Here is a 25,488-nt window from a genome sequence, read left to right as displayed (position 1 = left end):
TTTTATTTTTGCTTCTGATCGTCCAGCGGCAGCTGCAGCAGTGAGTCTGTGCCTGTCGCTTTCGGCGTTTTTCCGTCCCATTTTTCAATCCATTTATATTTGATCATTTCATCTGACATTGATTTCTTTATGATTTGGTTGTAATCAGCGATCCCTTCCGCTTCAATTTTTTTCTTTTTCGCTTCGGCTTCGGCTATTTTAATTTCAGTTTGTGTCCGTTCAAGTTCCTGTGAAGACTTCACCCTTGCATCGATAGCTTCCTGTGTGGCTTTATCCGGCTTCGGTACGCCAAGCGTCAGATCGTCAATTAAAAATCCAAGACTCTTCATATCATCAGCAAACCGTTTTTGGACATCAGCAGCGGCTTCTGCAGATTTTTGCCCGTATGTGTCAATAACCGAGTATTTGCTGATTGATTTTCGCGCTGCATCCCACAGCCTTGTTTTTAAATATGTATTTTCAATCGTTTCAACGTCTACCGCGCCGAATTTGTTAAACAGATCGACTACTTTATCAGGCTGCACGACATAGTTGTAAGCGATATCCATTTCTATATTTTTACCGTCTGAGGTTGCCACTTTTATATTTTCATTATTCACTGTCTGCATACGCACCGGATATTCCGTTACTTTATTAAATAATCCGACTAAGTGCCAGCCTTGGTCCAATGTGTCGGATTTTACCCCGCCATTCGGTGAGTATACAACCCCGACATAACCGTTCGGTATTTTTTCAATGAATAGTGACGCTGTAACGCCCGCAATTAAAAGGGCTGCACCTATAATCACACCGCCGAGAATTTTTTTTGTGTTTCCGCGCTTATTTTCGCTCATGCTGATCTTCTTCCTCCCATGACTTTTTGAATTTTTTGGCTCCGCTTCCCACTTGTTTAAAGATTGGACTAAGCATCAGCCATAAACCGAATCCGATGATGACAAGAAGAATGATAGACCCGATCATCACTTTCATTTGCCCACCTCTTTTCTTTCATCCTGTCAATTATGTATACGATCTTAAGAACTTAAAGTTTCATAAATTTCAAAAGAAAAAGCCCCGCCGGCAAAATAGGCGTGCTTATTAATAATTGTCACTGATAAAATCAGAAATCGTTTTTGTGAATTGATAAAAGGTTCCATTTTGTGTGGATGCTCTGCTTTTCAGCGTAAAAGTGTCAAATAGTGATTTTCTGAAGCCGGTGCTCATTTCGATTTGAATACTCAGTCCGGATGAAGATTGATTGGCAAGGTTGTTCGGACTGACGCCTGCATATTTATCATTTATGCCAAGAAGAACGGCAGGATACCCGTGCCGTTTCAGCACATCGGTCAAAAGTTCGGCCCGCTCTCTGTCTGTACCGCCGATTTTTATCTTTTTATCGTCACTGCCGTAACCGTGCAATGAAATGACATTAGAGTGCTCTTTCACCATTTGCACGGCCTTCGGTTCGTCGAAATGCGAACTTGTCAAATGCAGAGCCGCATTACCGGCTGATTTTAACCCTTCAAATAAATATAAACTCCGGTTTTCGGCAATTTCTCTCGATAACTCACTGGTACCCGGCTCTATGCCTCCGCCGTGTATAGCTAATATGAGGACAGAAGGGTCATGCTCTCGCGTTGAAATGGAAAAATCGGAAGGATCTTCATTCAGCTTTAATTCCTCGAAACCGCCGTAAATATCTGAAGCGGCATTAGCCTGAAAGAACGGCAGGAGCAAAAACGGTAAAATTAAAACTAAAATTCCTTTTTTGGTTATTGATGGCATTTGTATGTTTATGTTACAATACAAATGCTTCAGCCTTTGAAGCGAACGGCAGAACAGGGTGACTTTGGACGGTTTCTTCTGCTCTGCCTCTTTGCCAGCTGCTTTACGCTCTACTCTTCTAACCCTTTTTGCCATAACATCATCCTTTCTTTTGTTTACACTTTTGTCACAATATTATATACGTTGGACAAAACCTCCGTTCATCTTGAAGAATAAAAACATCAAAACAACCTCTATCCTTTAACTTAAAAAAGTCTTTCTGTCAAAGAGACGGAAAGCTTAAATGATAAAAATGAAACACTTCTCCTTAGTTTTGGAGGAGAGTGAAGACTGCTGGGAAATCATTTTATCAATATGCTGAGCTGGGCTGGCGTCCGACTCAAATATTTGCTCCCGGCATAAACGGTTACGGAGTGGCCGAATTTCGAAGTCAATTTCGAACGTGACGTATGATTTCCCAATTCAAGAACCCCCTAAACAAACTGAATGTAACTGCTGTTTCCATAAAAAAAGACTGCTGTTAAGCAGTCTTTTTTCGTTTTATTTCGTGCCTGTTGATCCCAGTCCGCCGCGGTCATTGTTCCCGAGCTTGTCTACTTCGATCAGCTCCACTTCAGGCATTTTCTTCATGATTCTGAATTGGCAGATCCGCTCCCCCTTGGAAATGTCGGTATCCCGAAGCGCGAATGCAGGAAAAAACCAGAAGTCATTGTCGCCATTATAAGATTCATCAATGACTCCCATTGAATTTGTCTGAATGATACCGAAATGCTTATATGTACTTGAACGCGGAACGACATGGGCCTCATATCCTTCCGGCAGTTCCATCGCAACTCCAAGCGGGATAAGTTTGAATTCACCTTTTTTGATTGTTATATCTTCAGCTGCCCGCAGATCAATCCAATCGCCCTGTTCAATTTTACTGATTCTCGTTTGCGTATCATCTGAATATTTAATTTTGATTTGTAAAGTCATGTTCGCTGCTCCTTTTGCTTCCCTATTTCAGTCGTATTGATGACCAATCCGTGCCCCATTATACCATTTAACTGATAAGAATGTTGATTTTGGTGTATATGCAACCGAAGAGGAAGCACTGCGAAGCCAATGAGAATAAACCTAAAATGAGGGCCCCTCCTATCAGTTTTTCCTCCATTTTCACATGACAGCTTCAATTACAATAATACAAAGCTTTATATCCGTTCTTTCAACAGAGCTTTTTTAAAATTTCACCTTGGTTTCAAAAGGAATTTCGTTCTGAATAAAGAATTTGAAGAATAAGCGCTTAAAGGGCGCACGACTCTTTTCTGTCCCCTGCCTCAGGCGCTTATATCAAAAGAAAGAGGTGTCTTTAGAATGGTTCAATTTAAAAACTTTCCTGATCCGTCTTTAAACGCCCCATTGCAGTCTCGCCCTGCACAGCCCTCTGAATTGGAGCATCTCAAAGCAAGGATGCAGAATTTTATTAAGCATTCCGCAACGGATGATAATCTTGAGATCGCAGATGCCCGGGTGACGGCGGAAGGAATGGTCACCTCACTTTTAAAAGAACGGCTTGATACCGAATACGAAATGCTTATGAATAAAATCACCCGGGAAGTGAATGTGGAGGACTACGGAGCGGTCCCTGACGGCCGGGACAATACGGAAGCTTTTCGGAGAGCGATCGGGAACGGCCGGGTCAAAGTAAATGTTCCCGCAGGAGAATTTTTGGTTCAAGGGATAAAACTCCCCTCATGGACTACCATTTCCGGTGAGGGACAAGGGATTACCGTGCTTAAGCTTCATGAGGACACTCCCGCATTCGAATGGGTCATTACTAACGATGATTACGAAAATGGAAACCGTAATATTTTTGTGGAAAACATGACTTTAGACTGGAATCCTGATCGTCAATGCGGGGTCAGGAACCCCGGAGGACAGTTTTCCAGCTGTTTAACGTTTGCTAATGTGCAATACGGCTGGATTAAGAATGTTGAAACGGTTAACGCGGGTCTCCATGGTATTGATATTACATCTCCGACTTACGATCATTTGCCTGAAACAGAATGGACGAAAGACGGCTGCCGATATATATGGATTGATAACTGTGTGGCATACGGCGCCGGAGACGACGGCATTACCACCCATTACAGCGAGTATATTTTCATTTCCAACTGCCATTCCGGAAACCCCCGCGGCACAGAGCATGCTGAGGGCAGCGCAAACTCGAACGGCATTGAAATTGACGACGGCTCTAAACATGTATGGCTTTTAAATAACTATACGAGCGGAAATATCCGCGGGATTGAGGTAAAGGCGCACAGCCTGTGGCCGGCTTCTCAAAATGTTCATATTATCGGTCATGTTTCGTATCGTGATGTACGTTCATTTGATATTCGTCATATCGGCCATCATCAGGCCTCAGACCCCGAAAGCACGACGGCTTATGATGTTACTTTAACCGATTGCACCGCGATTGAACCGGTATTCAATGCTCTCTATGACGGTGTGACCCCGAGGGCGCTGGTCATCTCTGCCTATAAAAACGTTAATGTAAACGGATTCACAGCTATTGGTGATCCCTCATACGACTATGGCGGGAATCCAGTCGTGGCTCTTCAATACCGCAGTCAAAATATTACGATCAACGGCATTAAAATACGCGGCTTTACACAAGCAGGTGTTGACATCAATATATCCGGCGGATCAAATAAAACCGATTATGTTAAAATTTTAAATTTTGATATATACAAGTCTTCTCCTAAAGGCATCTCAATCGGCGGAGGCCAATATAACGTAAATATTATGAACGGTACGATGATCGGAGACGGCGGTTCCGTCGGAATTACGTCCCCTAACAGTCAGGCCGTCATTCTCGGGGTGCAAGCGGAAGGTTACAGCGCGGCCGCATCTATAAAAGGACAGACTTATGAGCAGATCCCCGTCAATTTAAAGGGAGGCGCACAGCTCGCGACCAGCTCCGGTTTTGCATTCAACCCGACAAGCGCCGTTATTGCGGGAACAGGCGATATTACGGCCAGAGGTGACAGAAATGCGATCATCAGCTCTTCCGGAGGTTCAAGTTCTGAAGGTTCAAGGGCATTTATCGCCGCTTCAAACAATGTCCATATTACGGGCAGCAAAGTCTCCAGAACGATTCTGTCATCAGAAAGCATTACATTGGAAGAACCATACACGGTTGCCGGAGGGCATCAGTCCATCAAATGGAAACTGGATTCAGCGGGCGGCCACGGTACGTTCGCCGGAGCTGTCACCTCTTCCCTGTCAGGGTACGGAGAATATTTTGAAAGTGTAACCGGCCAGACAATTCCCGCCGGGACGATCGTCACAGTGAAAGGCGAAAAAATTGAACCGGCTCACGTCGGTGATTACATGCTCGGCGTCATTTCAGAAACAGCCGCTTTTATCTCAGGAGCCGCAAGCTTCGGATGGCAAAGCCGCTTTTTGACAAATGAGTTCGGCGGTTTCATATACGAGAATGTGACTGACGAAGAAACAGGAGAAACGGTACGCGTGCCGAAACAAAACCCGGACTGCAGTCCGGCTCTTGAAGCTGACTATGAAGCACGCGCGGCCAGAGACGAATGGCACATTGTCGGACTCAACGGCCGGCATTACGTACGGGTCGACGGTACGGTCAGCCCGGGAGATTATATCACGGCCCATAACGGCATCGGAACTAAAGCCGCGGAAGGCTGGAAGGTATTGAAACTGACAGCCTTATACAGTTCTGAAAAAGGGTACGGCATTGCAATTGCGGTTATCAAATAGGGTCTCAATATCAGGATCATCTCCTCTCTTTTCTATCGGGCGGGTATGATCCTTTTTTTTATACCGAATGAGATGCCTCTTTTTCAGCATACCGTTTCATTTGTCCAAGCCATCCATGCTTTCTGTCATAGAATACTACCGTCAGATGAAAAAAGGAGGAATATGAGTATGGATATGGGTATGGACATGGATATGAACGGACATTATGATCACCACCCAAAGCAGCCTAAACAAAAAAAGAAGAAACAAGATAAAAAGCATCTTGATTATGATTACATCGTTGTTTATAAAAGAAAATGTAAAAAATGCTGCTAACTTGACATATCAACACTTTTTACACCCGGTAAACTCCGGGTGTTTTTCTTATTATGGCGTTTCTCCGGGCTATTTTCACCCAAAATCCGGTCATCCTATCACAATACATAAAAAGACTCTATTATTTCTTCCCTTTTCGCGTAATTAAAAGTATTTCATTTACAGAAAACAACACAAATAGAATGACATGACTTTTGAGAAAATCTACTCTTTGCTTGGTCAATTTTTCTGCGGTACCATGAATTTGCAACAATTTTTAAAAATTTCCTCAGGAGGTCATAGCCATGAAAATCGCCAGAACGGTAGTCGGATCATGCTTAGCTTTATCTCTAACAATTCCTTTCACAGCCAGTGCCTCAGCAGCCAGTCAGTCTGAACACGCAAACGCGCCTCACGTTTCACCCGTTGCAAATCCGTTAGAAAGTAAATTATCCCAAACAGCAGACCAAAACGTAAAAGCAGCAGGTGTTGATGCCGGGCTGAACGTAAACGTAGATGTTCTCGGAATCTCAGATCGCATTGCTGAAGCGATTAAGTCAGATCAAAACCGAACCGGCTGGGTAAAAAATGTTATGGAAACAACATTTTACGCATCAGGACAGAAGTACAACGTCATGGTGTTCAATTTAAATCAAGAATATGAAGACCGCTTTAACGGCGTTCAATTTTACGGATCAGCCGTTTATGACGGTATTACTTACGGAATCTGGGTCTTCGAAGACGGGTCCTTCGATAACAAAGGAGACGGGGGCTGGATCAATTGGGCTTTCAGAGGGTGGTTCGATCGTGATAATCAGCATATTGAATTTCACAGACCTTAATACGGAGAAAACTTGCGGGAGCGCCCGCAAGTTTTTTTTAACTGGACTGCACATTTTTCACCGTTATAACGACTATACTTGAAGTGCGGGCTCCGAACGCAGCCCCGGTAAAGTCTTTCAAAGTGAGGGTATGCCATGTCAAAGTCTTTAAAAATAATGTTGTGGAGCATATTGGTGTTCATCATCTTGTTAGTGATTATCGGAATCGTTTCTTACAATCAAACTCCGTCTGCAGAAAGCGCAGCAAAAAAATGCTTTATGGCTTCGAATCAATGTTAAGCCTTCATCGGCTTTTTTTATTTACCGCAGAACACTTGAAGTTCTTCTATTTAGATCGTTAACGTTCCCATTCAGAATGGAGTAAACGCGTATATCATCAGGCAGTCCGTTTTGATACATGGTTCCGATTATGCCCTTCGCATCTTTTTTCTCTATTCCTTCTCGCATTCCCTTTTTTCATGCTTCTGCTCTTGAAACCAACCAAAAGGTTTCAATCCTAATAGCTTGTTACTTTTCATTTTTTTTAAAACAAGCCACCTGCGCATTCTCTTCGCAACTTCTCAATGTATGAGCCTACCCGTCTCTATTACAGGAAGCAGTACGATGCCTCCTTTTACTCATTTTAACGGATGGTCATGTAAAGGAAATATAGACTAAAAAACCTTTTTTCAAAAAGTAAACTAGCATCCCTATCAAACTTTACATTTCGGCATAATATGTATTAATCCTCTTTAGGAGGTGAGATTATATGGGATTCTCAGGTGGTTATGGTAGCTCCTTTGCGTTAATCGTGGTGCTATTCATTTTATTAATCATCGTTGGGGCTTCTTTCCTCGGCGGTTATTAAGAATCCTCTTACCTCCGCATCCATGTCAGCAGCACCTCCATGATCGTACGGCGCCATAAATGAAATGTTTATGGCGCTCTGCTGTTTCTCCCCTTTTCATTCACACATTAAAACTAAAAAGATCGGCCGATGTATCAACATGCAGCCGATCAGTAATTCATAGATTATTGTGTAAGGTTTACATCGATGACGTTATAGAAGGCATTGGAAGTATCCGCAACGTCCCATACCCCTAAAATAACATGATACCCGCTTCGATCAGTCGGCACAAAAATCTTATGAGTCAGATTCGTATCTGCCTTGGAACCGTCGTGGTTTACCGTTCCGATTAATTCGAATTCATCTCTTGACAAAGGTTTATTCGGATTCCAGTTTTTCTTGGTGATATAATAGTGCCACTTTGATGTCGCATGAGGGGCCGTGTAGTACCAAGTAAAGGTGTTAAAACCGCCGCGGATGTTTTGTTTTACCCAATAATCTGCAGTCTGCTTGTCTAAACCGAAGTCAATTTGTCCCGATCCTCCATTTGCAGACGCAATTCTTCCATCCGGCGGACCTGCAGCCGGAAATCCTTTCGGCCCTTCTACAGACTGAGGATTATCAATGACGGAGCCATATTTCTGCGCAGCGGCCGTCCAGCCCAATGTTTGTTTCTCTAATGCTCCCATGTACGCTCTGCTGACGGGCTCTTTTATATACCCGTGCGCAGATGCATCACTTGAATAGAAAGCGCCTCCAATACCAAGAGTAACAGTTAAAACTGCAGCTTTGACTAAACCCTTCATTACTTCATCATCCTCCCTCTTTTGTTAATAAAAACCTTTCGGTATATACACTTCACGATGGAGGATGAAATGACCTTCCTTTTCTTGATAGGAAAAAGCAATGAGGTTCGCGCTTTCCCCTTTGTTTTTTATAATCATAAAGAAAAAGCCGGGCCGATTCTGTTGTCGAATCCGCGATTGACCGGCCCGCCCCTTTTGCTCAGAACTTCATTCGCTGGATTTGCCGGTTTCTTTTCGGATAACCGGTGCTACTTCCGCTGCTAATCGTTCGATGTTTTCCGCGGCTTTTTTAAACGGCATACCTCCTATATCGATTTGCGCGAGAAATCGCTGATGTCCGAATAACTCGTATTGATGCATGATTTTTTCAATGATCTGCTGTGAGCTTCCCACAAATAAAGCTGTTTCTTTTCCGGACGCCCGCTCAAAATCTTCCTTCGTTAAAGGCTCATCGATCCCGTGATATGAATGAACGTGAGACCAGTAATTTGAATGATACGGATAAAATTCTTGTATTGCCTGTTCATTCGTTTTTGAAATGAACATATGTCCGGTTACCGCAACCTTCACATGTTCCGGAGGATGACCGGCTTTAGAAGCCGCTTCCCGGTATTTGTCAACAAGCGGCTTAGATGACATCGGATCACCGCTCAGTACAGCTAATGCCAAACCCGCGCCTGCACGCCCGGCCCGTTCTGCGCTTTCCGGAGTCCCCGAAACACCTAACCATAGCGGAATGCTTCCGCGAAAAGGCCGCGGAGAAATTTCTGCCTCGCGCAGCGGCGGCCGGTAACGTCCTTTCCAGGTAACCGATTCTTCCCCGGAATTTAATTTTAAAAAGAGGTCAATGTGTTCTTCAAACAGTTCTTTATAATGGCCTACGTCATAACCGAAAAGGGGAAACGAGTCTAAAAATGCGCCCCGTCCCGCAATGATTTCCGCCCGGCCGTCTGAAATCAGATCAAGCGTTGCAAAATCCTCAAATAAACGGACGGGATCTGCGGTGGATAATACAGTCGTGGCACTGGTCAGCTTAATATTTTCAGTGATCTGTGAAATCGCTGATAAGATGGCCGGCGGCGAAGATACCGCATAATCAAGACGATGATGCTCGCCTACACCGAATACATCAAGCCCTGCGTCGTCAGCCAGTTTCGCCAGCTTCATCAATTCGTCTATCCGCTGCTTTGCGCTGACTGTTTTCCCTGTCAGAGGATCGGGATATAATTCTGCAAATGAATAAATTCCAATTTCCATACAATCACGGTGATCAGCCCTCACATTTCTCTCCTCCTGCACTGTATAAAAAAGCTTTTATGTTATTCTATTCAGCCGTTTTACAAATAGGAATTCGTTCAAAATAAATACAGAAGCTTAACATGCAGAAGGTCGGTATGAGAGGAAAAAAAGTTTCTGGCGTCCTTCAATTCTGCCCATTACACTCATGCAGCCCGACTAAGCAAGAAAAAAGCCGGCACAAGCGGATTCGAATTCATGTGTTCATTTTCAGTCCAATTCAATCCAATCGTGATATTGATCATAAAGCTTTCCTATTCTTCCGGCATCAAGAGCAATGACTTCACACCCTCTGTCATCATACAGAAAGAAAATAATATCTTTTGTCATATTCACAAAAAAAACATCAGAATACCCAACGGAACAGCCCCCGAACCTTGGTTTCAGCGGAAAATCTTCGTGGACGGCTGCCTTAAGTAATTGGGGGATACGCAGATCTTTCCGTTTACATAATAAAGAAAACTGCTGCATTTCATATTCTTCTTCGAACGGGCATGGACAGGTCTTCACTTGAATCCGATATAAATCATCCTTACACTTCAGAAACGGCTGATAAACCTTTAATTTTCTCGCGTGATGACCTTGAGATTTGTGCTTATACACGTTGGCAACAAGGAACATGTCATCGCTATGTTCAAACAGCTCATTGAAAAGTGCGGCGGTTTGATGATGAACAAGCTGAAAATACTCAAGATTCAAAGCAGCACTTTCATTAAATTGATACATATTGCCGCCGAGAGAAAAATGAATTCCCACGTCCCATTGATGATAAATGCCGGGCACTAATTTTAAAGTCGGAAACCTTTCCTTCAGATAATCATTTATTTTCATTCAAACATCTCACTTTCCTTTTCCCGTTCCAGAAGCAGAAGAAGCCGAAAACATTCCGCTTATTTCTTTTTCACCCTTGTTATATTATTCCGATTGGAATACAATGAAATAGAACACTGTGAACCCCATTGATCAGGGTGGATGCTGGTCACATTCATCCTGATCCTTTCTTTTACACAAGATCGCCCCAAATTTTGACACCTCCGTTTCCAACCTTATTCATTTATATTACATATATTTCAATGGTATTATTTTCTTATACATAAGCATCAAGAGGTGTCAGCTTTGAATAACATCAGAAGATTAAGAGCATATTTTCAGTCTCACCGTAAAATAGGTCTGGCTGCAGACTTGCTTGCGGCTGTATTGCTTATCTCATTATCCATTCTTTTTAACGGACGCCGGCAGGGAGCTGTTGATGGTTTCTTTATGTATGTCTTAGTAAGTAATTTTATCGGCTCCAATGCCTCTTTTATCGACTTCAGCAAATCGAGGAAAAACAGACAAAAATAAAGGCTCCGCGTCAAAAAGAGGGTTATACCGCCCTCTTTTTATTCTTTCAGTCATACCAATGCGTTCTTTTCAGGTTGAATTTTTCTGAATAGGACTCATGAGCGGTTTTCCATACTGCTTCAACAGTGATTTCATGACCGATCACTTCATTTTCCGGCATATATTCAAACGTCTGAATATGGTCTTCTCCCGTTCCGCCGCCTTCTAATTTCTCTCCGGTGTATTCTGAAAGATGATAGTCTTTATCTTCACCATATTTCCGGCCGTCAACAAATAATGTTAATCTCTTAATCACCGTGTTCTTTTCATTCACTTTATTACCTCTGTAATACAAATTCAAGAAATAGTTAGGGCCGATAGAGGTCTTGCCTGATTTTTCGATTGACGCTTCCCACGTCTTGCTTTGGCTATAGCCGATATATTTAACTTTTTCTCCTGAAATTAAAGAAAACAGTGCACATCCGGCTGCTATTATGAGAACAGTGATAATAACCAGCAATGTTTTAATGACTTTACGTTTTTTCATGACATCCCGCCTTTATCATTTAGAACGTATGAATATTAGAATTGTTACATTTAATTTGAAAGAATAATAAAAAGGGATTCTAATCCCAGGAATAAAAAAATACTAAGAAGATCATATTCCCCTTAGCCTCACATCCCAGATTGCCATGCAATAATGATAAAAGTCGTCCAAAAAGTTGTGACTAAAATAAGCATAACGGTTACAATCATTAAAAAGAGACAACTTATTGTTAGAATTGAGTCTTTGTTTTTGTTAAGAATCAGAGTAACCACTGATCCTGCAGCAAATAGATACGACAAAACCGCACCGACCCAATACCACAACATAGAGTCATTGCTCCAGTAAGCCATTGACTGCATATAAATACTGAATATAAATCCTGACAATGCTAATAGAAACGAAACTAAATTTGATTTCAAGTTAGAGTTCCTTTCTTCATAAGTTTTATTTTTAGGCACGGTCATACATCTGATAACACCTTTATGCGATATGCTTCGCCGCTTTGTCTGCATATTTTAATTCTTATTTCGTTTTTAAATATGTTTACTAAAACAGAAATGATATAAAGTTCACCTGAAACGCCGATTTAAAATTAAATAGATGTTTTATAAGCGTTAATTGCTTGATTTCTCAAAAGCATATTATCTTTCGTAACCATTCCAAGTTTGTATGCTTGTTTGATGATATCCAGCACTTGATTATCGGTTTCAGTTACAGCTCGTCCACCAGTTATTCTGGATTTCCAGTAATCAAACTGGTGATTTCATTCTGAACTGCTTTTAAGGTTTTGATTATCAACCACTTTTCCATTCTCGAGCGCTTCTTTCAATTCATCAAAATGAATTGAACATTGCTGATTCGAATTACTTCCTGCACCTTCTGTCGCTAAACTGCAAAATGTCCATCACATTCATCCTCTCTCCAATTTTACAACGTTGCTATAATGATTTTCATGATTTTCATGTTTTTCCCAACCTTCAAGCTTAATCTTTTTGATCATTACTAATCTAATTACTTTTTTCAATTCCATAATACATTGGTATGATCGGTAACCTAATGAAGTATTTAACTTAAATACAAAAAAACCTGCTTTCAGCAAGGTTTTTTCGGTAAAGGAGAGGTTATTTCCCCACAAATTCTATTAACTATGTTTTTGTTTTAACCATTCTTTCTTTAGCAATGCGTATTGGTAAGTGTTTTCATATTTAGGTGTTCCATCCTCGTGTGCAGTAAATGAAATAAATTCAAGAAAATAACCTTCTTTACGCATTCCTAATCTCTCACATAGTTTTTGTGACCTGTAGTTATCATCTTCAACATATGCATAAAGCCTTCTTGCTTCTTTTTGCATAAAGAGATACTCAAAGAAAGCGTTCGCACTTTCACTTGCGTATCCCTTCCCTTCAAAACGGGCATTGAAATTCCAACAAACAGAATAGGTATCTGGCTCTTCTTTTAAATAAAATAGTTCTCCGACTAGATCATTACTGTCTTTTAAACAAACTGCAATATAAGAGTCATCTCGGCTTCTTTTTTGAACGTTTACGGCAGCTTCTTCTAACGTAGACATTCTGTCATCAAGAAAGCAATTCACTCTCGGATGTGCAGAATATTCCAACAGACCTTGTGCATCTCTCTCGGTAAAATTTCTTAAAATTAAGCGAAGGGTTTCAATTTTTTGCATTTGCAGTCTCCTGTTTCATTGTTATCGATCATTGAAAAGATCTTCTTCGTTTGTTGAAGAACTTATCTCAATCTATTTTTACTATAATGATAGACGTTATCATCTTTGTCAAAAACAGTAATCATTCATTTGCCGCCCGCGATGTAAAGTACTGAACAATTTTCGTGAAAAACCCTCAGTATCGAATATAGAAACGAGCAATAGTAATTAAACAAAGTTAAGCCATTAAAAGCTTATTGAGTATTTTTTCAAACTTATTCACGCTCATCATCTCATGAGAGAAATGTCCCATTATAAAACACGCTGAAAGTCGTCCAAACTGCCGGGGATTTTGCGCCATATCTTTTGACGTTATTCGCCGGGCCTGAAAATGAAGTCCTTTCTTTTCAATCAGTTCCTTAAAATCCTTTAACAATCCGACTGCAAACGGGCATTGAGCTGTATAAAATATTGTGATTCCCTCATCATTAACGGAATTACTTTTCACCTGTTTTTTAAATACAGGAGGATGTGCATGTTCATTCCACGTCAGTGACACCAACTGAAAATAGGGTTCTGCTTCATCTTGCACAGCAAATCCCATATGTTCAAAGAAATGCTTATCACTTAAATAAGGGAGTTTTTTCTTCCCCACTATATGAACTATCCCATCCATACCGCGGGATTTTGCATCTGACACACATTTTTCTAACAAGTGTTTCGCATGTCCGTTATTCTTATATTTACCTGAGACCCAAAGACAATTAATAAACATAAAATGAGGTGCGCTTACCGGAACCCACGCTTCTTCTGCAGGTAAATATTCAATAAAAACTTTTGCCCGTTCGTTTAGGCGATAGAACACCAAGCCATCAATCATCCGATCTTTGAGCCAGCTCTTCTTTTCATTTACCGCATCCTCATAAGATCAAACCATACGACAAACTTGAAAAAGCCAATGTGTAAGTATAGCTTTGACTTTTGCTCCAAGTCGCCGCTCCCATATATTTCACCTGCTTTTTATAAAAATACATTTCTCATTTTTTTCCTATTGTTTAAAATCAGTATATATCCATCACTTTAAAAGATCTATGTTTTTTTGGCAGATCATCAATTCACTATCTTAATATCCAGAAATTTTAATTGCCATTAAAAAAGGTCAAGGAAATACCTTGACTGTGTATCGCTCACCAATCTGCATCCGGCTCATCGTGTTCGAATCCGTAAAAGCCTTTAATCCACACATCTCCGCAGCCGGCTCCTTTTGTGATCAATAAGTAATGATTTCTGTTTGCATCACCATTCACCTTATCAGCCGCTCTCAAGTTCAAATGATTACCCCTGAAATTCTTTTCACTAAGGGTAAAATCATATCCTGCCAGTGTAATTCTCTGCAGTGCAAGTCAAATATCGACAGAATGATTACGACCACAAATTCAAAGCAAGAAACGACAGCCCCCATGCAGATAGGCCGAACATTACAAAGAACCTAAGCAAAGCTTCGAATTTTGTAAGTCTTCGCTCCCTTTTCGTTTTACCCAATTTCCAATAAACGGCGTAGCAGGAAAACACCAAAATGAGTTGTCCAAGTCGCGACACAGATTCTAAGAATTCTATACCATTCATTGATTTTCACCTCGTTTATTTAAACAGAGAGTCTTTCTTACAGCGTTTATCCAAAGCACTAATTTCTTCGGTTATAAAAACCGCTTGAGGAATTTGTTTGTAAAATGGTTTGCGTGCCGCTTGATAAAAACAGCCCATCCTTACTCCCCCATGTATCAATCAAGATGAATTTTATTATCTCAGATGGAAAGACCATTTCCAACAGTTATGTAAAAATAAGTAACTTCACTATGCTAATTGTATAAGAAAAGTTGTCTTATCCAGCAGAACCATGAGTGCTGAACTTCTACGTTAAAGCGTTAAAGACGGATTATAAAAGAGCCGCTTTTAGGCTCATTCGCGAAGCTTTAGGGCCATGAATGAGAGCGTCATGCCCGACACTTACATTGTTTCCGATATAAATGGAATATGCCTTATCTTTGACTGCGACAAATTGCTTTAACAAACCATGTAAAATGACTCCGTCTTGAAGATTTGTATTTGAACCAATATAAAAGGGTGTTCCTTCATCTGCACGAATAGCAGCATTTGGCGCTACATAAACATTGTCCTTTATTCTCACGTCTCCTATCACGCTGGAAAACGGACTTATGAACGACGTTTTATCGATTTTAGGATATCTTTAAACCGGATTAAATGATGTAACAGGGTTAGGGCTGATAAAGGACGCAAACTTAGTGAGCCGATTATCGAATTTATCTTCCGTCAGCTTTCTATCGCTCAAAAAAAGACCTCCTTTGAAAACGTGTCTATTGATGTATACTATGTAAATTCTGTGCATTTGGAGACGACAATCCCCCATTTAAACACCATTCGGATGACGACAAATCATCCAAAGGATCTTTTCTGCATAGCTCCCACAATTTTTGCAGAAACACTTGTCCGTAAAATAATGTAAGGGTTTTCAAAACAAGAGCGATGTGCTAAATTTTAAGATAAGTAAAAATTTTCTGCTAATAATAAAAAGGGGTGTATGACGTGAAAGCAGTAGTAGCAACAAAAGACAAAAGTATAGCGATCGTACAAAAAGAATTACGTCCTTTGCGACATGGTGAAGCCAAAGTTAAGATGGAATACTGCGGTGTATGTCATACTGACTTGCATGTTAAAAATGCTGATTTCGGGGATGTTACAGGCATCACTTTAGGTCATGAGGGAATAGGCATTGTAACTGAGATTGGTGAAGGCGTAACAAGTTTGAAAAAGGGCGACCGCGTCTCTATTGCCTGGATGTTTGAAAGCTGCGGCCGCTGCGAATATTGCTTAACTGGCCGTGAAACCTTGTGCCGTGATGTAAAAAATGCCGGCTATACAGTTGACGGTGCAATGGCTGAAGAAGCAATCGTAGCGGTTGATTATGCAATAAAGGTGCCGGAAAATTTAGACCCTGCAGCAGCAAGCAGCATTACTTGTGCAGGTGTAACAACTTATAAAGCCGTTAAAGTCAGTGAAATTAAGCCAGGTCAATGGATCGGTGTATTTGGAGTCGGCGGTTTAGGCAACTTAGCTGTTCAATATGCAAAAAATGTCTTTAACGCTAAAGTAATTGCTTTCGACATTAGCGATGAAAAATTGAATTTTGCTAAGAGCTTAGGCGCTGATGCGGTTGTAAACAGTTTAAACGAAGACCCCGTCGCTAAAGCAAAAGAAGTGACTAACGATTTAGGGCTTGATGCAGTGGTCATCACGGCTGTCTCTAAAACCCCTTTCAATCAAGCGATTGATGTTGTAAAAGCAGGAGCTCGCGTAGTCGCCGTCGGTTTACCGGTGGACAAAATGGATTTAGATATTCCCCGTCTCGTGTTAGATGGAATTCAGGTAGTAGGTTCATTAGTGGGTACCAGAGAAGACCTAAAGGAAGCTTTTCAATTTGCTGCAGACGGTAAAGTTGTACCTAAAGTGACAAAACGCCCGATTGAAGATGTGAATGATATTTTTGAAGAAATGGAGCAAGGCAAAGTGACCGGCCGCATGGTTATCGATTTTACTTCCTAATCATTAAGGCTGCCGGGAATGATACGGCAGCCTTTGATCTCTATTCTTGCTCAGCGCCCCACTCAGACTGAATGAGACTTTGTCATTTAGTTCAGAAAAGAAAGCTCTACAGACCATTCAGCGGTTATTCATTTTGCAAGTACTCTCTGAACTAACCCTGATACCAATATAATGCAAGGTCATTCATTGCCGAAGCGTAGCCCTGCTGTCTTAACATAGTTGTTATGCTGCCCCGATGATAAGTGCCGTGATTGGCAACATGGAATAAAATTTCTGAGTAAGCAGTTTCTCTGTAACCTAACCAAGGATTATTTAAGTTCATTTTTTGTTCTAAATCTGTTTGGCTATTCATCCATTCTTCAAACTGTGAAGCCAGTTCTTCATAAGACGCCGCAAATTCATCTGCAGAATATAAATGAGCCCTTTCCGCATAAGCCATAGAACCTTCCAACGCTTCCTGCATGTCTATCCCTTTAAGCACTTGCAGCCACATAACATCCACCGCGCAGATGTGACTGAACGTAATTTGAGGCCTTTTTCGAACTTCTCTAATTTAATCTACATAATAGTTCACTGAATCTCTCAACAATTTTAGATAAAAATCTTCTTTTTATAGAGATGTTCGTTCTATCGACATCCTTGTGATAAATATGGTAAAATTCATAAAAACAAGGGAGTGTTGTTACATATGAGTCTTATCATTTTAGCATCCATGCTTTTATGGGGTGCAGTGATCCACGAGCTAAACAAACCTTCAAAAAAACAAAGTAAACGAAAAATGATCCCTTTGGTATCCCTCAGTTCTTTATCTACTTTAATCATCACAATTTCGCTTTTTTCTAATTTAATTGGTTGATATTTGTTATGAGGAAACCCGCCAGAGGTTCCTCATAACACTAAAAACCTACTCACTGCACTTTTTACAGCAGACCTTATCAGAGTGTTTGCTTAACACTTTGTCCATTCTCCCCACAGGCATCTTCTTCTCACTCGGAAGTGTAAGATAAGCTGTTATCTCATCCCCTGATTTTAATGTTTTTCCGCAGATAGAGCATTTTAACTCAGTATTAAAGAAATTTTTTAATCCCATTCAGAAGCCTCCTTATTTACCTTTATAAAGTAATACGTTAATGCTTTATAAAAGTTTCAGGTTAAAGAAATACTCCTTGCCTGGGAATATACTTCGTTTCAGTTGATCCGCAGCCACCCCGGTCATCATCTTCATGCTTTGACTAGTTTACTGCAGTGTATAGATTGTAAATTTGTGACATTTATTTGTCCTCTTAAAATTTTTTCTTCTTCTCTCAATTTGAAAAATAAGGAATTATTTTATAAATATTGTAAATTTATAGCTGTATCACATTCACTATTAAGGGGAGGAATACGAATGAAAAAGAAAATTATTGCCGGCGCTCTTGCTTTGGGTTAATTCCACTAATGGGGACTGCAGATGTTTCTGCAAAACCTTTGCCAAATCCAGATAAAGTTATGAAACCTGCTGGTTGGTCATGTGACGCTCCGTATATTGCGTGTCAGCCTTTTTCTGACGGTACCGGTAAGGTTTCATTCAACTATCAAGGCAGCTCTCCAGGAAAAATCAGAGTTTTTGTTGCGAATGACGGCAGCAAATCTTTCAAATTCACCATTAATTATCCTAATGGGAATACACTCTTATCCTCTACGACATTAAATGCGGGGAAAACGTTCATTCAGGAATTCAGCGTTAACCAAAAAGGAGAATACATCCTGAAATATGATAGCGGCACCGGTGATAGTGTCGATGGTTTCTTTAGATCTGTTGAGATCTAAATTTCGTTAGGAAAGTCGGCAGTTTTGCCGACTTTCTTTTACAAGCCTTCTGCAGGAATAAACGTAAAGTTTCGAATAAACATATGACCTTTTTGAAACGGAAACTTTATCTGCACCACATACCCGCAAGCAGCCTCCTTGTATCGTACCTTCCGTCCCTTTGTGATTTGTTTTGATTTGTCGTATACTGCGCTTGCCCGGGAAATGATGAATATTTTCGTTAACTATAATTTCCCTGTACCTCTTCGTATGTGGCTCTGCATGATGAAGTAACTTCATGGCTCACCACTTTCATACACAGTTTCATTGCATGTTTAGCCATATCCCTCCTTTTTAAACAGCAAACCGTCCAATCCATTTCTCTCTTTCAGTTAACTTCCCATTATTTTATATTCTTAGAAGCTCTTCATTTTAGACATAACATCCATTTTTTCTTATTTAGACTTAAATCTATGTCGAAATTTATCGTCCGGCATATTATGTACTATCCTAACAACAGGAGGTGGCAATAATATGGGGAACTACGGTGGAAATTACGGTGGAAGTTCTTTCGTATTGATCGTTGTGCTGTTCATTTTGTTAATCATTGTAGGTGCTGCATTCCTTTTCTAGCACATTGACGATTTATATTCGTCTCCCAAACATTGCATCCCTTAGTTCGGACAGACGCCATAAGAAGTTTTATGGCGTTTTTACTTTTAAAAAATCAATCTAAGATAACCATTTTTTATTTTTACTCTGGTAAGCGGGAGCGTTTCCTCCCTGCCTGCGCCAATATTGCCGCTATGAAGAATGAGACGAATAATCCAATTCGGAATAAAAACTTGTTCATGAACATAGCCCCTAAATAGTTGTTACTAAGGCGTTTTTAATTCATCAGGATTACAGATGTTGTGAACTTAAAAAGGATATTACTCACCCTTATAAAATTGTCATTCGTTAGATTTAGTCACTGAATCTTATTTGTTTGGTATCTTAGCGGCCTTCCACACTCATTTAAAAAGGGTCCGCCCACAAAATACGGTGTTCACACATTAAGTCATTTTCACATAAAAAAACCGGATTCCTCCTTTAAGAGGTTCCGGTCTTTTTTAGTTAAAATGCGGGAAATATCTGGTGACGCGCTGCACACCCCGCTATTATAATATTTCAATAGAGCCTTCTGTTCCATGAACGCGTATTCGCTGCCCATCTTTTATCAATTGGGTTGCATTTTCAACTCCGACAACTGCAGGTAAGCCGTATTCACGCGCGATAACCGCTCCATGGGTCATCAGTCCGCCAACTTCAGTGACCAGGCCTTTTATGGATACAAACAATGGTGTCCAGCTGGGATCAGTATAAGGGGTAACTAATATATCCCCATCTTCCAAATCGGCATCTTCCATGTTTAAAATAACCCGTGCCCGCCCCTCTATGACTCCCGAGGAAACGGGCAGCCCTGCAATCGCTCCGGCCGGGAGATTTTCTCGTTTGTACTCGCCTGTAACGATTTCACCGTCAGATGTGATAACACGCGGCGGAGATAGTTTTTCATATACTTGGTACTCGCCTTTTCGTGTGCTGATGATTTGGTAATCCAATTTATGTGTGCGTACGACTTCCTGAAGTTCTTCAAAAGTGAGATAGTATATGTCCTCTTTTTCATGAATAACGCCCGCTTCTGCGAGTTGTTCGGCTTCTTTCAGTAAAGCCTGCTTATAAACGAAGTAGCGGCTGATCATGCCGTATTTTGGATATTCTCTGAACCCGCTGAAGTTCCGGATGATGCGGATCATTCGTTTGGTTTCTTTGGCTTTTTGTTCACCATCCGGTAATTGCTTCAATCGGTCTAATAACTCTTGTTCTTTCTTCAACGCCTCCTGCCGCCCTTGCTCAAATTTCCGCTGACTGGCATTTGGCTCAAAGTTTTTGAGATTATTAAGAATCATAGGGACAAGTGCAGTTGGTTTTTCGCTCCATCGAGTTCTTGTCATATCAATTTCTCCGGCACATCGCATTCCGTACTTGCTGAGATAAGCATAGATAGCGTCACGGGTTTCCCGCCCGCCTTCACACGTCACCAGCCCATCCAAAAAGTGATCATCTTTTACATTCTCTAAATAGGCAATTACTTCTGGATAAGGGCGGATCACATCGGCGACGTCCAAAAGCGCAAGCCCCATTTCCGAGGTAATATTATGGGGTACAGATTGAGAAAGCGTATCTGCTGCGTTTTTTTCACCTAACCACTCGTTCATTTTTTCGTTAATCCATGATGAAGCATCCATTGCAGTTCGAATCAACACCGAACTTTTTGGGTTAAATAAAATCTTCTTTAATTCCTGGATATCTTTCAAAATAAAACGACATAAATCAGATCCTGATTTCGTCTGGATGTTTTGTTTTAACTCTTCTATCGATGCCTGACTGCTCTTAATCAAATCAGAAACAATTGCCGGATCGTTTTCAGCTTGTTCCGGCATATCTGCATTGCCTTTGCCGGGAATCGGTGCCGTTTTATCAGGTATCGGCTTAATGAAATCATCTCGCTCTATTATGGTCATAAGTGCGTCTTTTAAGAGCGGATCGTGCTGCCCCATGCCTTTTAAGAAAACTTCTCTGACAGTAGGAGATGCCAGTTGATGTGTGACATCAACGAATAGCCTTCCGCCGGCTTTACGCATGGGTGCAGCAGTCGTCAACAGAAAAAAAGACAACCCAAGGGGTTTTATGGGATCCGTCATCATTTGCTGATGACCAACAGAGATATAGACGTGATTTTCTTGATCGTTCGCTTCAGGAACGGGGTATAACGTTGTGATCGGCCGGCTTTGGACAATATAAAAAGTATTGCGGTCCAAACACCATTCGATATCTTGCGGCTGGCCGAAATGAGCTTCGATCTGTCTCCCGATACGTGCCAGCTGTAAAATTTGTTCATCAGTCAGTGTTTGAATCTTTTGCTGATCAAGAGCGATCTCCTGTGTTTCCGTTCCGCCTTCTTTTCGTCCATAGATAGCCAATTTTTTGGGTTCTATTCTCTTATCGACAATTTGCCCGTCCTGTACTTTATAACAATCGGCAGAGACTAAGCCGGAGACCAGTGCTTCACCAAGTCCAAAACCGGCATCGATGGATAGCAGCTTTCGGTTTCCGGTCATCGGATCAGCGGTAAATAAAATTCCCGAAGCCTGAGGGAACACCATCCTTTGGATGATAACGGATAAATAAACTTGGCTGTGATCAAACCCATTTTGCATACGGTAAATGACCGCGCGATCCGTAAATAGGGACGCCCAACATTTACTGATATGCTGCAAGATCGCATCGACCCCGGTAATATTTAAATAGGTGTCTTGTTGACCGGCAAAAGAAGCATGCGGTAAATCCTCAGCTGTCGCACTGGAACGTACGGCATAGGCATGTTCTTCGCCGAACCGGGAGAGATGGCAAGCAACTGCTTTGACTACATCTGAAGGAATTTCTGCTTCCATAATGGTTTGCCGGATTTTTTTACTGACTACACCAATTTGATCGCGATTCTCCACTTTCAGCATGGTCAGTTGATCCAACAGCGCTTGTAACGTTTCGTTTTGTTCAATGGCTTTTTGATATCCTGCGGTTGTGACACAAAATCCTTCCGGTACTTGTATTCCTTGAATTTTTGATAATTCCCCTAAATGTAACCCTTTTCCTCCAACGAGCAAAGGCTGTGTTTTTTCAATTTCGTGAATGCCGAGAACCAAAGAACTCATTCTATATCTCCCCTTCAAAAAAATTTGACAAGAGCTTTTCAGCATGATATAATCATAATATAAGATGGATAACTATGACTTTTCACACAGAAAGCGCGCGTGTTCTGATTATATCACCGTGTCTGTTTTTGTGCAATATAAAAAGAACCTGGCCAATTTGGCGAGGTTCTTTCTTCATTTTTGTCTAAAGCTCTTTAAAGCTGTGTTGAGATCTTTTGTGTGAACGTAAATGTTCTTATACAACTCGAATAGTGTTTTATATTTTTGAACGTTTTGTTCTTTTGGATAAAATGCAGCTGCTTCATGAATGAACTGCTCTGCACATTCTTCAAGAGAGTCAAACCACCCGCTTCCGAAGGCAGCTAACATCGCAGCCCCCATGGCGGGACCTTGTTCATTCTCTAACTTAACCACCCTCGTATTGAAAATATCAGCCTGCATTTGTAGCCACGTTTCATTTTTAGCTCCCCCGCCAATAGAGACAACCGTATCAACTGATTTTCCCGCTTCACGGAATAGCTCAATTGATTCATATAAAGAGAATGTGATGCCTTCCATTATCGCCCTCAAAAAGTTCTCTCTTTTATGGGCTCCGTCCATTCCGATCAAGCTTCCCCGAATAGATGAATCAGCATGCGGCGTTCTTTCACCGACTAAGTAAGGAGTGTACAGCAGTCCATTTGCTCCTATCGGAACAGATTCCACTCCCCGCAATAATTGTTCAAACGATTCGTTCGGCGCAAACGTTCTTTTAAACCAGTCCAAGCTGTACCCTGCAGCGAGCGTGACTCCCATCGTATAAAAAGAATCCTTCTTTCCATGATTAAAAAAGTGCACTTTCCCTTTAAAGTCCCTTTCTTTGTCTTCTTCACAGGAAAGTATGACTCCTGACGTCCCGATACTGCATAATGTTTTTCCGGAAGAAAGAATACCGGCTCCGACAGCACCGCAAGCATTGTCTGCTCCCCCGGCGTACACTTTTGTTTTTTCCAACAGCCCAGTCTCCGCCGCAACGCTCGGAAGCAGCGATCCTACACAGTCATGGGATTCAACAAGCGGAGGACAAATTTCCGCTGAAATACCAAATTGATTGCAAATCTCATCGCTCCACTCTTTGCGGGTCATATGTAAAAGTAACGTTCCTGCCGCATCGGAGTATTCGGTGTGAATGGCGCCAGTCATGCGGAATCTCACATAGTCTTTCGGAAGCAAAAAAACAGCGGTTTTGTTAAAAAGTTCAGGCTCATGTTCCTTCACCCATAACATTTTAGGTAATGTAAACCCTTCAAGGACACGGTTTTTTGTGATATCAAGCAGATGATCGCCAAATGTCTCGGTAATCCTGCTACATTGAGGCGTCGTTCTGGTATCATTCCAAAGAATCGCATGACGCAGCACCCGCCGATCTTGGTCAAGCAGTACTAACCCATGCATTTGTCCTGAATAGCTAATCCCGTCAATATCCCCGGCTTGAACGTTGGATATCGAAATTAATTCAGCCAATGCTTCAATTGTTTGCTGCACCCAGTCTTCAGGATTTTGCTCATTATATCCCGCCTTCTCTTGGATGAGCGGGTAACTTTTGGACGTTTCTGCACAAACCTTGCCGTTTTGATTGACTAAAATGGTTTTAACGGCACTCGTTCCAAGGTCTATTCCAATGACATACTTCATTTTTTCACTCCTTCCTCTCTAAATAGATCCTCATTGAAATGACCCGCCATAACAGTAACTTCATGACGGGCAATTCCGGGAACTTGGCTGCCTGCATCTTTTTACAGCGGGATCTGGAGCTTCTTTTTTCATTTGTTATACCTGTAAAATGTATTGGTTTAATATCGCTTTTAACCGCTCCTGTCTCCCTGATTCGTTTTTAATTGGCTGATTGTTTAGCGCATATTGCTCAAGTGTCTTAAAATCAGCTCTTCCTTCTGCAATTTCAAGACCAATCCCTTCAGTAAAGCTGCGGTAACGGTGTTGAATCACATCTTCAAACACACGATCTTCGATTAATTTGTGGGCGGCTTTCAACCCTCTTGCAAATGTATCCATCCCTGCAACATGGGCATATAGTAAATCATCAGGCTCAAAAGAAGATCTCCTGACCTTTGCGTCAAAGTTTAATCCCCCGCTTCCAAGACCGCCATTTTGCAGAATTTCGTACATGGCTAATGTCGCAGAATATAAATCTGTCGGAAATTCATCTGTGTCCCAGCCTAAAAGCGGATCACCCTGATTCGCGTCAACAGAGCCAAGAAGGCCATGCACTCTCGCCATGCGTAATTCATGTTCGAATGTATGCCCGGCTAATGTGGCATGATTGGCTTCGAGATTTAATTTAAAATGATTGTCTAAGCCATATTGCTTTAAAAAGGCAATGGTTGTTGCTGCGTCCGTATCATATTGATGGGTGGTCGGCTCTTTTGGTTTTGGTTCAATCAAAAACTGCCCTGTATACCCGATTTCCTTCGCATAATCCACTGCCATATGCATAAATCTGGCCATATTATCAAGCTCAAATTTTAAATCGGTATTTAACAAAGTTTCGTACCCTTCACGTCCGCCCCAAAATACATAGTTCTCGGCATCAAGCTCTTTTGCTGTTTCTAATCCTTTTTTTACTTGGGCTGCGGCATACGCAAATACATCTGCGTTACAAGAAGTCGCCGCACCATGGACGAAACGGGGATTCGTAAACATATTTGCAGTATTCCATAATAACTTAACGCCGCTGGTTCTCATGTAGTCTTTTATCATGTCCACGATTATATCCAGATTTTGATTTGTCTCTTTTAACGTACTTCCTTCCGGTGCGATATCTCGGTCATGAAAAGCAAAAAATGGCGCATCCAGTTTTTCAAACAGCTCAAACGCTGCATCTACCCTCGCTCTCGCCAGATCCATGCCTTTATAGTGATCCCACGGTCTCTGCATCGTAGCTGCGCCAAAAATGTCTGTGCCGTCAGCGGTAAATGTATGCCAATAGGCAATAGAAAATCGCAAATGCTCTTTCATCGTTTTTCCGCCAATTACTTCTTGAGAATTATAGTATTTAAATGCTAAAGGATTCGTGGATTCTTTCCCTTCGTAAATCACTTTGTTTGCGCTTTCAAAATAGTTGACTGAACCGGAATGAGAGTGAGCCATGTGTGATTTCCCCCTTAAAAATAAATTCTAAACATGATCATT

General features: G+C 41.3%; 25 protein-coding genes and 6 pseudogenes. 9 read left to right on the top strand and 22 right to left on the bottom strand.

What is annotated here, in order from left to right; genetic code table 11:
* Positions 1-2: 2 nt before the first annotated feature.
* The 3 genes from BXO87_RS05285 to BXO87_RS05280 form a co-directional block, all read right to left on the bottom strand.
* Positions 3-833: a prohibitin family protein gene (locus tag BXO87_RS05285; RefSeq protein WP_007611716.1), complete on the bottom strand. Its 831-nt coding sequence runs from the start codon at positions 831-833 to the stop codon at positions 3-5.
* A complete protein-coding gene (locus tag BXO87_RS20800; RefSeq protein ID WP_007410334.1) occupies positions 820-969 on the bottom strand; it encodes a hypothetical protein in 150 nt (49 codons plus the stop codon). Before BXO87_RS20800 ends, BXO87_RS05285 begins: the two co-directional genes overlap by 14 nt.
* 108 nt (positions 970-1,077) lie before the next feature.
* Entirely contained in the window at positions 1,078-1,899 is an 822-nt protein-coding gene (locus BXO87_RS05280) for a poly-gamma-glutamate hydrolase family protein (RefSeq protein WP_032875039.1), read from the bottom strand.
* A 212-nt stretch (positions 1,900-2,111) separates the two neighbouring features.
* Here BXO87_RS05280 and BXO87_RS20975 point away from each other — a divergent pair.
* A pseudogene (locus BXO87_RS20975) lies at positions 2,112-2,217 on the top strand (DUF4177 domain-containing protein); the annotation flags it as partial.
* Positions 2,218-2,304: 87 nt separating this feature from the next.
* Here the strand turns inward: BXO87_RS20975 and BXO87_RS05275 are convergent.
* Complete coding sequence (locus tag BXO87_RS05275; RefSeq protein ID WP_038458124.1) at positions 2,305-2,739, bottom strand: dUTP diphosphatase; 435 nt, start codon at positions 2,737-2,739, stop codon at positions 2,305-2,307.
* A 378-nt stretch (positions 2,740-3,117) separates the two neighbouring features.
* Here BXO87_RS05275 and BXO87_RS05270 point away from each other — a divergent pair, with 378 nt between their 5' ends.
* From BXO87_RS05270 to BXO87_RS05260, 4 genes are all read left to right on the top strand, one after another.
* Positions 3,118-5,535: a peptidase G2 autoproteolytic cleavage domain-containing protein gene (locus BXO87_RS05270; RefSeq protein ID WP_076851239.1), complete on the top strand. Its 2,418-nt coding sequence runs from the start codon at positions 3,118-3,120 to the stop codon at positions 5,533-5,535.
* Positions 5,536-5,703: 168 nt separating this feature from the next.
* Positions 5,704-5,850, top strand: a complete 147-nt coding sequence (locus BXO87_RS20795; RefSeq protein ID WP_162472287.1) for a hypothetical protein — start codon at positions 5,704-5,706, stop codon at positions 5,848-5,850.
* A 284-nt stretch (positions 5,851-6,134) separates the two neighbouring features.
* A complete protein-coding gene (locus BXO87_RS05265; protein ID WP_038458119.1) occupies positions 6,135-6,671 on the top strand; it encodes a hypothetical protein in 537 nt (178 codons plus the stop codon).
* A gap of 748 nt (positions 6,672-7,419) precedes the next feature.
* Positions 7,420-7,518 carry a YjcZ family sporulation protein gene (locus BXO87_RS05260; RefSeq protein WP_003154022.1) on the top strand — a complete coding sequence of 33 codons (99 nt, stop codon included), beginning with the start codon at positions 7,420-7,422 and terminating at the stop codon, positions 7,516-7,518.
* 164 nt (positions 7,519-7,682) lie between these two features.
* Here BXO87_RS05260 and BXO87_RS05255 read toward each other — a convergent pair whose 3' ends face one another.
* From BXO87_RS05255 to BXO87_RS05245, 3 genes are all read right to left on the bottom strand, one after another.
* Positions 7,683-8,303 carry a lytic polysaccharide monooxygenase auxiliary activity family 9 protein gene (locus tag BXO87_RS05255; protein WP_003154023.1) on the bottom strand — a complete coding sequence of 207 codons (621 nt, stop codon included), beginning with the start codon at positions 8,301-8,303 and terminating at the stop codon, positions 7,683-7,685.
* 207 nt (positions 8,304-8,510) lie between these two features.
* A complete protein-coding gene (locus tag BXO87_RS05250) occupies positions 8,511-9,584 on the bottom strand; it encodes an LLM class flavin-dependent oxidoreductase (protein WP_032875031.1) in 1,074 nt (357 codons plus the stop codon).
* A 225-nt stretch (positions 9,585-9,809) separates the two neighbouring features.
* The gene (locus tag BXO87_RS05245; RefSeq protein WP_038463934.1) at positions 9,810-10,430 is read right to left on the bottom strand and encodes a DUF3885 domain-containing protein; all 621 of its coding nucleotides are present in this window, start codon (positions 10,428-10,430) and stop codon (positions 9,810-9,812) included.
* Positions 10,431-10,715: 285 nt separating this feature from the next.
* Here BXO87_RS05245 and BXO87_RS05240 point away from each other — a divergent pair, with 285 nt between their 5' ends.
* Positions 10,716-10,943, top strand: coding sequence for a hypothetical protein (locus BXO87_RS05240; protein WP_038463931.1), 228 nt, complete (start codon positions 10,716-10,718; stop codon positions 10,941-10,943).
* Between the two features lie 46 nt (positions 10,944-10,989).
* On the opposite strand, the gene BXO87_RS05235 is transcribed toward BXO87_RS05240, so the two are convergent.
* The 10 genes and pseudogenes from BXO87_RS05235 to BXO87_RS20960 all read right to left on the bottom strand — a co-directional run.
* Complete coding sequence (locus BXO87_RS05235) at positions 10,990-11,469, bottom strand: DUF4944 domain-containing protein (RefSeq protein ID WP_038463928.1); 480 nt, start codon at positions 11,467-11,469, stop codon at positions 10,990-10,992.
* 128 nt (positions 11,470-11,597) lie between these two features.
* Positions 11,598-11,933, bottom strand: coding sequence for a DUF3902 family protein (locus tag BXO87_RS05230; RefSeq protein ID WP_021493426.1), 336 nt, complete (start codon positions 11,931-11,933; stop codon positions 11,598-11,600).
* Positions 11,934-12,061: 128 nt separating this feature from the next.
* A pseudogene (locus BXO87_RS20970) lies at positions 12,062-12,313 on the bottom strand (hypothetical protein).
* 297 nt (positions 12,314-12,610) lie between these two features.
* On the bottom strand, positions 12,611-13,153 hold the full coding sequence (locus BXO87_RS05225; RefSeq protein ID WP_038458115.1) for a GNAT family N-acetyltransferase: 543 nt from the start codon (positions 13,151-13,153) through the stop codon (positions 12,611-12,613).
* A gap of 217 nt (positions 13,154-13,370) precedes the next feature.
* Positions 13,371-14,057, bottom strand: a pseudogene (locus tag BXO87_RS05220) (GNAT family N-acetyltransferase); the annotation flags it as partial.
* Between the two features lies 1 nt (position 14,058).
* Positions 14,059-14,136 (bottom strand): annotated as a pseudogene (locus BXO87_RS21245) (UPF0715 family protein); the annotation flags it as partial.
* Positions 14,137-14,319: 183 nt separating this feature from the next.
* Positions 14,320-14,463: a hypothetical protein gene (locus tag BXO87_RS21240; protein ID WP_193427904.1), complete on the bottom strand. Its 144-nt coding sequence runs from the start codon at positions 14,461-14,463 to the stop codon at positions 14,320-14,322.
* Positions 14,464-14,554: 91 nt separating this feature from the next.
* Entirely contained in the window at positions 14,555-14,758 is a 204-nt protein-coding gene (locus BXO87_RS20965; protein ID WP_017417852.1) for a hypothetical protein, read from the bottom strand.
* 15 nt (positions 14,759-14,773) lie between these two features.
* Entirely contained in the window at positions 14,774-14,896 is a 123-nt protein-coding gene (locus BXO87_RS21130) for a hypothetical protein (RefSeq protein ID WP_007410351.1), read from the bottom strand.
* Between the two features lie 211 nt (positions 14,897-15,107).
* Positions 15,108-15,482, bottom strand: a pseudogene (locus BXO87_RS20960) (LbetaH domain-containing protein); the annotation flags it as partial.
* A 254-nt stretch (positions 15,483-15,736) separates the two neighbouring features.
* Here BXO87_RS20960 and adhP point away from each other — a divergent pair.
* Complete coding sequence (gene adhP, locus BXO87_RS05205; protein WP_038458113.1) at positions 15,737-16,753, top strand: alcohol dehydrogenase AdhP; 1,017 nt, start codon at positions 15,737-15,739, stop codon at positions 16,751-16,753.
* A gap of 151 nt (positions 16,754-16,904) precedes the next feature.
* On the opposite strand, the pseudogene BXO87_RS05200 reads toward adhP, so the two are convergent.
* Both BXO87_RS05200 and BXO87_RS05195 read right to left on the bottom strand, forming a co-directional pair.
* Positions 16,905-17,276: pseudogene (locus tag BXO87_RS05200) on the bottom strand (DinB family protein); the annotation flags it as partial.
* Between the two features lie 381 nt (positions 17,277-17,657).
* Complete coding sequence (locus BXO87_RS05195) at positions 17,658-17,843, bottom strand: hypothetical protein (RefSeq protein ID WP_003154035.1); 186 nt, start codon at positions 17,841-17,843, stop codon at positions 17,658-17,660.
* 347 nt (positions 17,844-18,190) lie between these two features.
* On the opposite strand from BXO87_RS05195, the gene BXO87_RS05190 reads away from it, so the two are divergent.
* On the top strand, positions 18,191-18,562 hold the full coding sequence (locus BXO87_RS05190) for a hypothetical protein (RefSeq protein ID WP_154018344.1): 372 nt from the start codon (positions 18,191-18,193) through the stop codon (positions 18,560-18,562).
* A 513-nt stretch (positions 18,563-19,075) separates the two neighbouring features.
* On the top strand, positions 19,076-19,174 hold the full coding sequence (locus BXO87_RS05185) for a YjcZ family sporulation protein (RefSeq protein WP_003154037.1): 99 nt from the start codon (positions 19,076-19,078) through the stop codon (positions 19,172-19,174).
* Between the two features lie 527 nt (positions 19,175-19,701).
* On the opposite strand, the gene ppsA is transcribed toward BXO87_RS05185, so the two are convergent.
* The 3 genes from ppsA to xylA all read right to left on the bottom strand — a co-directional run bounded on the left by ppsA (position 19,702) and on the right by xylA (position 25,446).
* Positions 19,702-22,299, bottom strand: a complete 2,598-nt coding sequence (gene ppsA, locus BXO87_RS05175) for a phosphoenolpyruvate synthase (protein WP_038458111.1) — start codon at positions 22,297-22,299, stop codon at positions 19,702-19,704.
* Between the two features lie 174 nt (positions 22,300-22,473).
* Positions 22,474-23,973 (bottom strand): xylulokinase, encoded by a 1,500-nt coding sequence (gene xylB / locus BXO87_RS05170; RefSeq protein ID WP_038458110.1) that lies wholly within the window; start codon positions 23,971-23,973, stop codon positions 22,474-22,476.
* A gap of 135 nt (positions 23,974-24,108) precedes the next feature.
* A complete protein-coding gene (gene xylA, locus BXO87_RS05165) occupies positions 24,109-25,446 on the bottom strand; it encodes a xylose isomerase (protein WP_038458107.1) in 1,338 nt (445 codons plus the stop codon).
* Between the last annotated feature and the right edge of the window lie 42 nt (positions 25,447-25,488).

Source organism: Bacillus sp. GZB (assembly GCF_001975995.1).
Lineage (GTDB): Bacteria > Bacillota > Bacilli > Bacillales > Bacillaceae > Bacillus > Bacillus velezensis.
The sequence above is the reverse complement of the archived record's forward strand: the minus strand, read 5'-3'. Positions and strand labels throughout refer to the sequence as shown.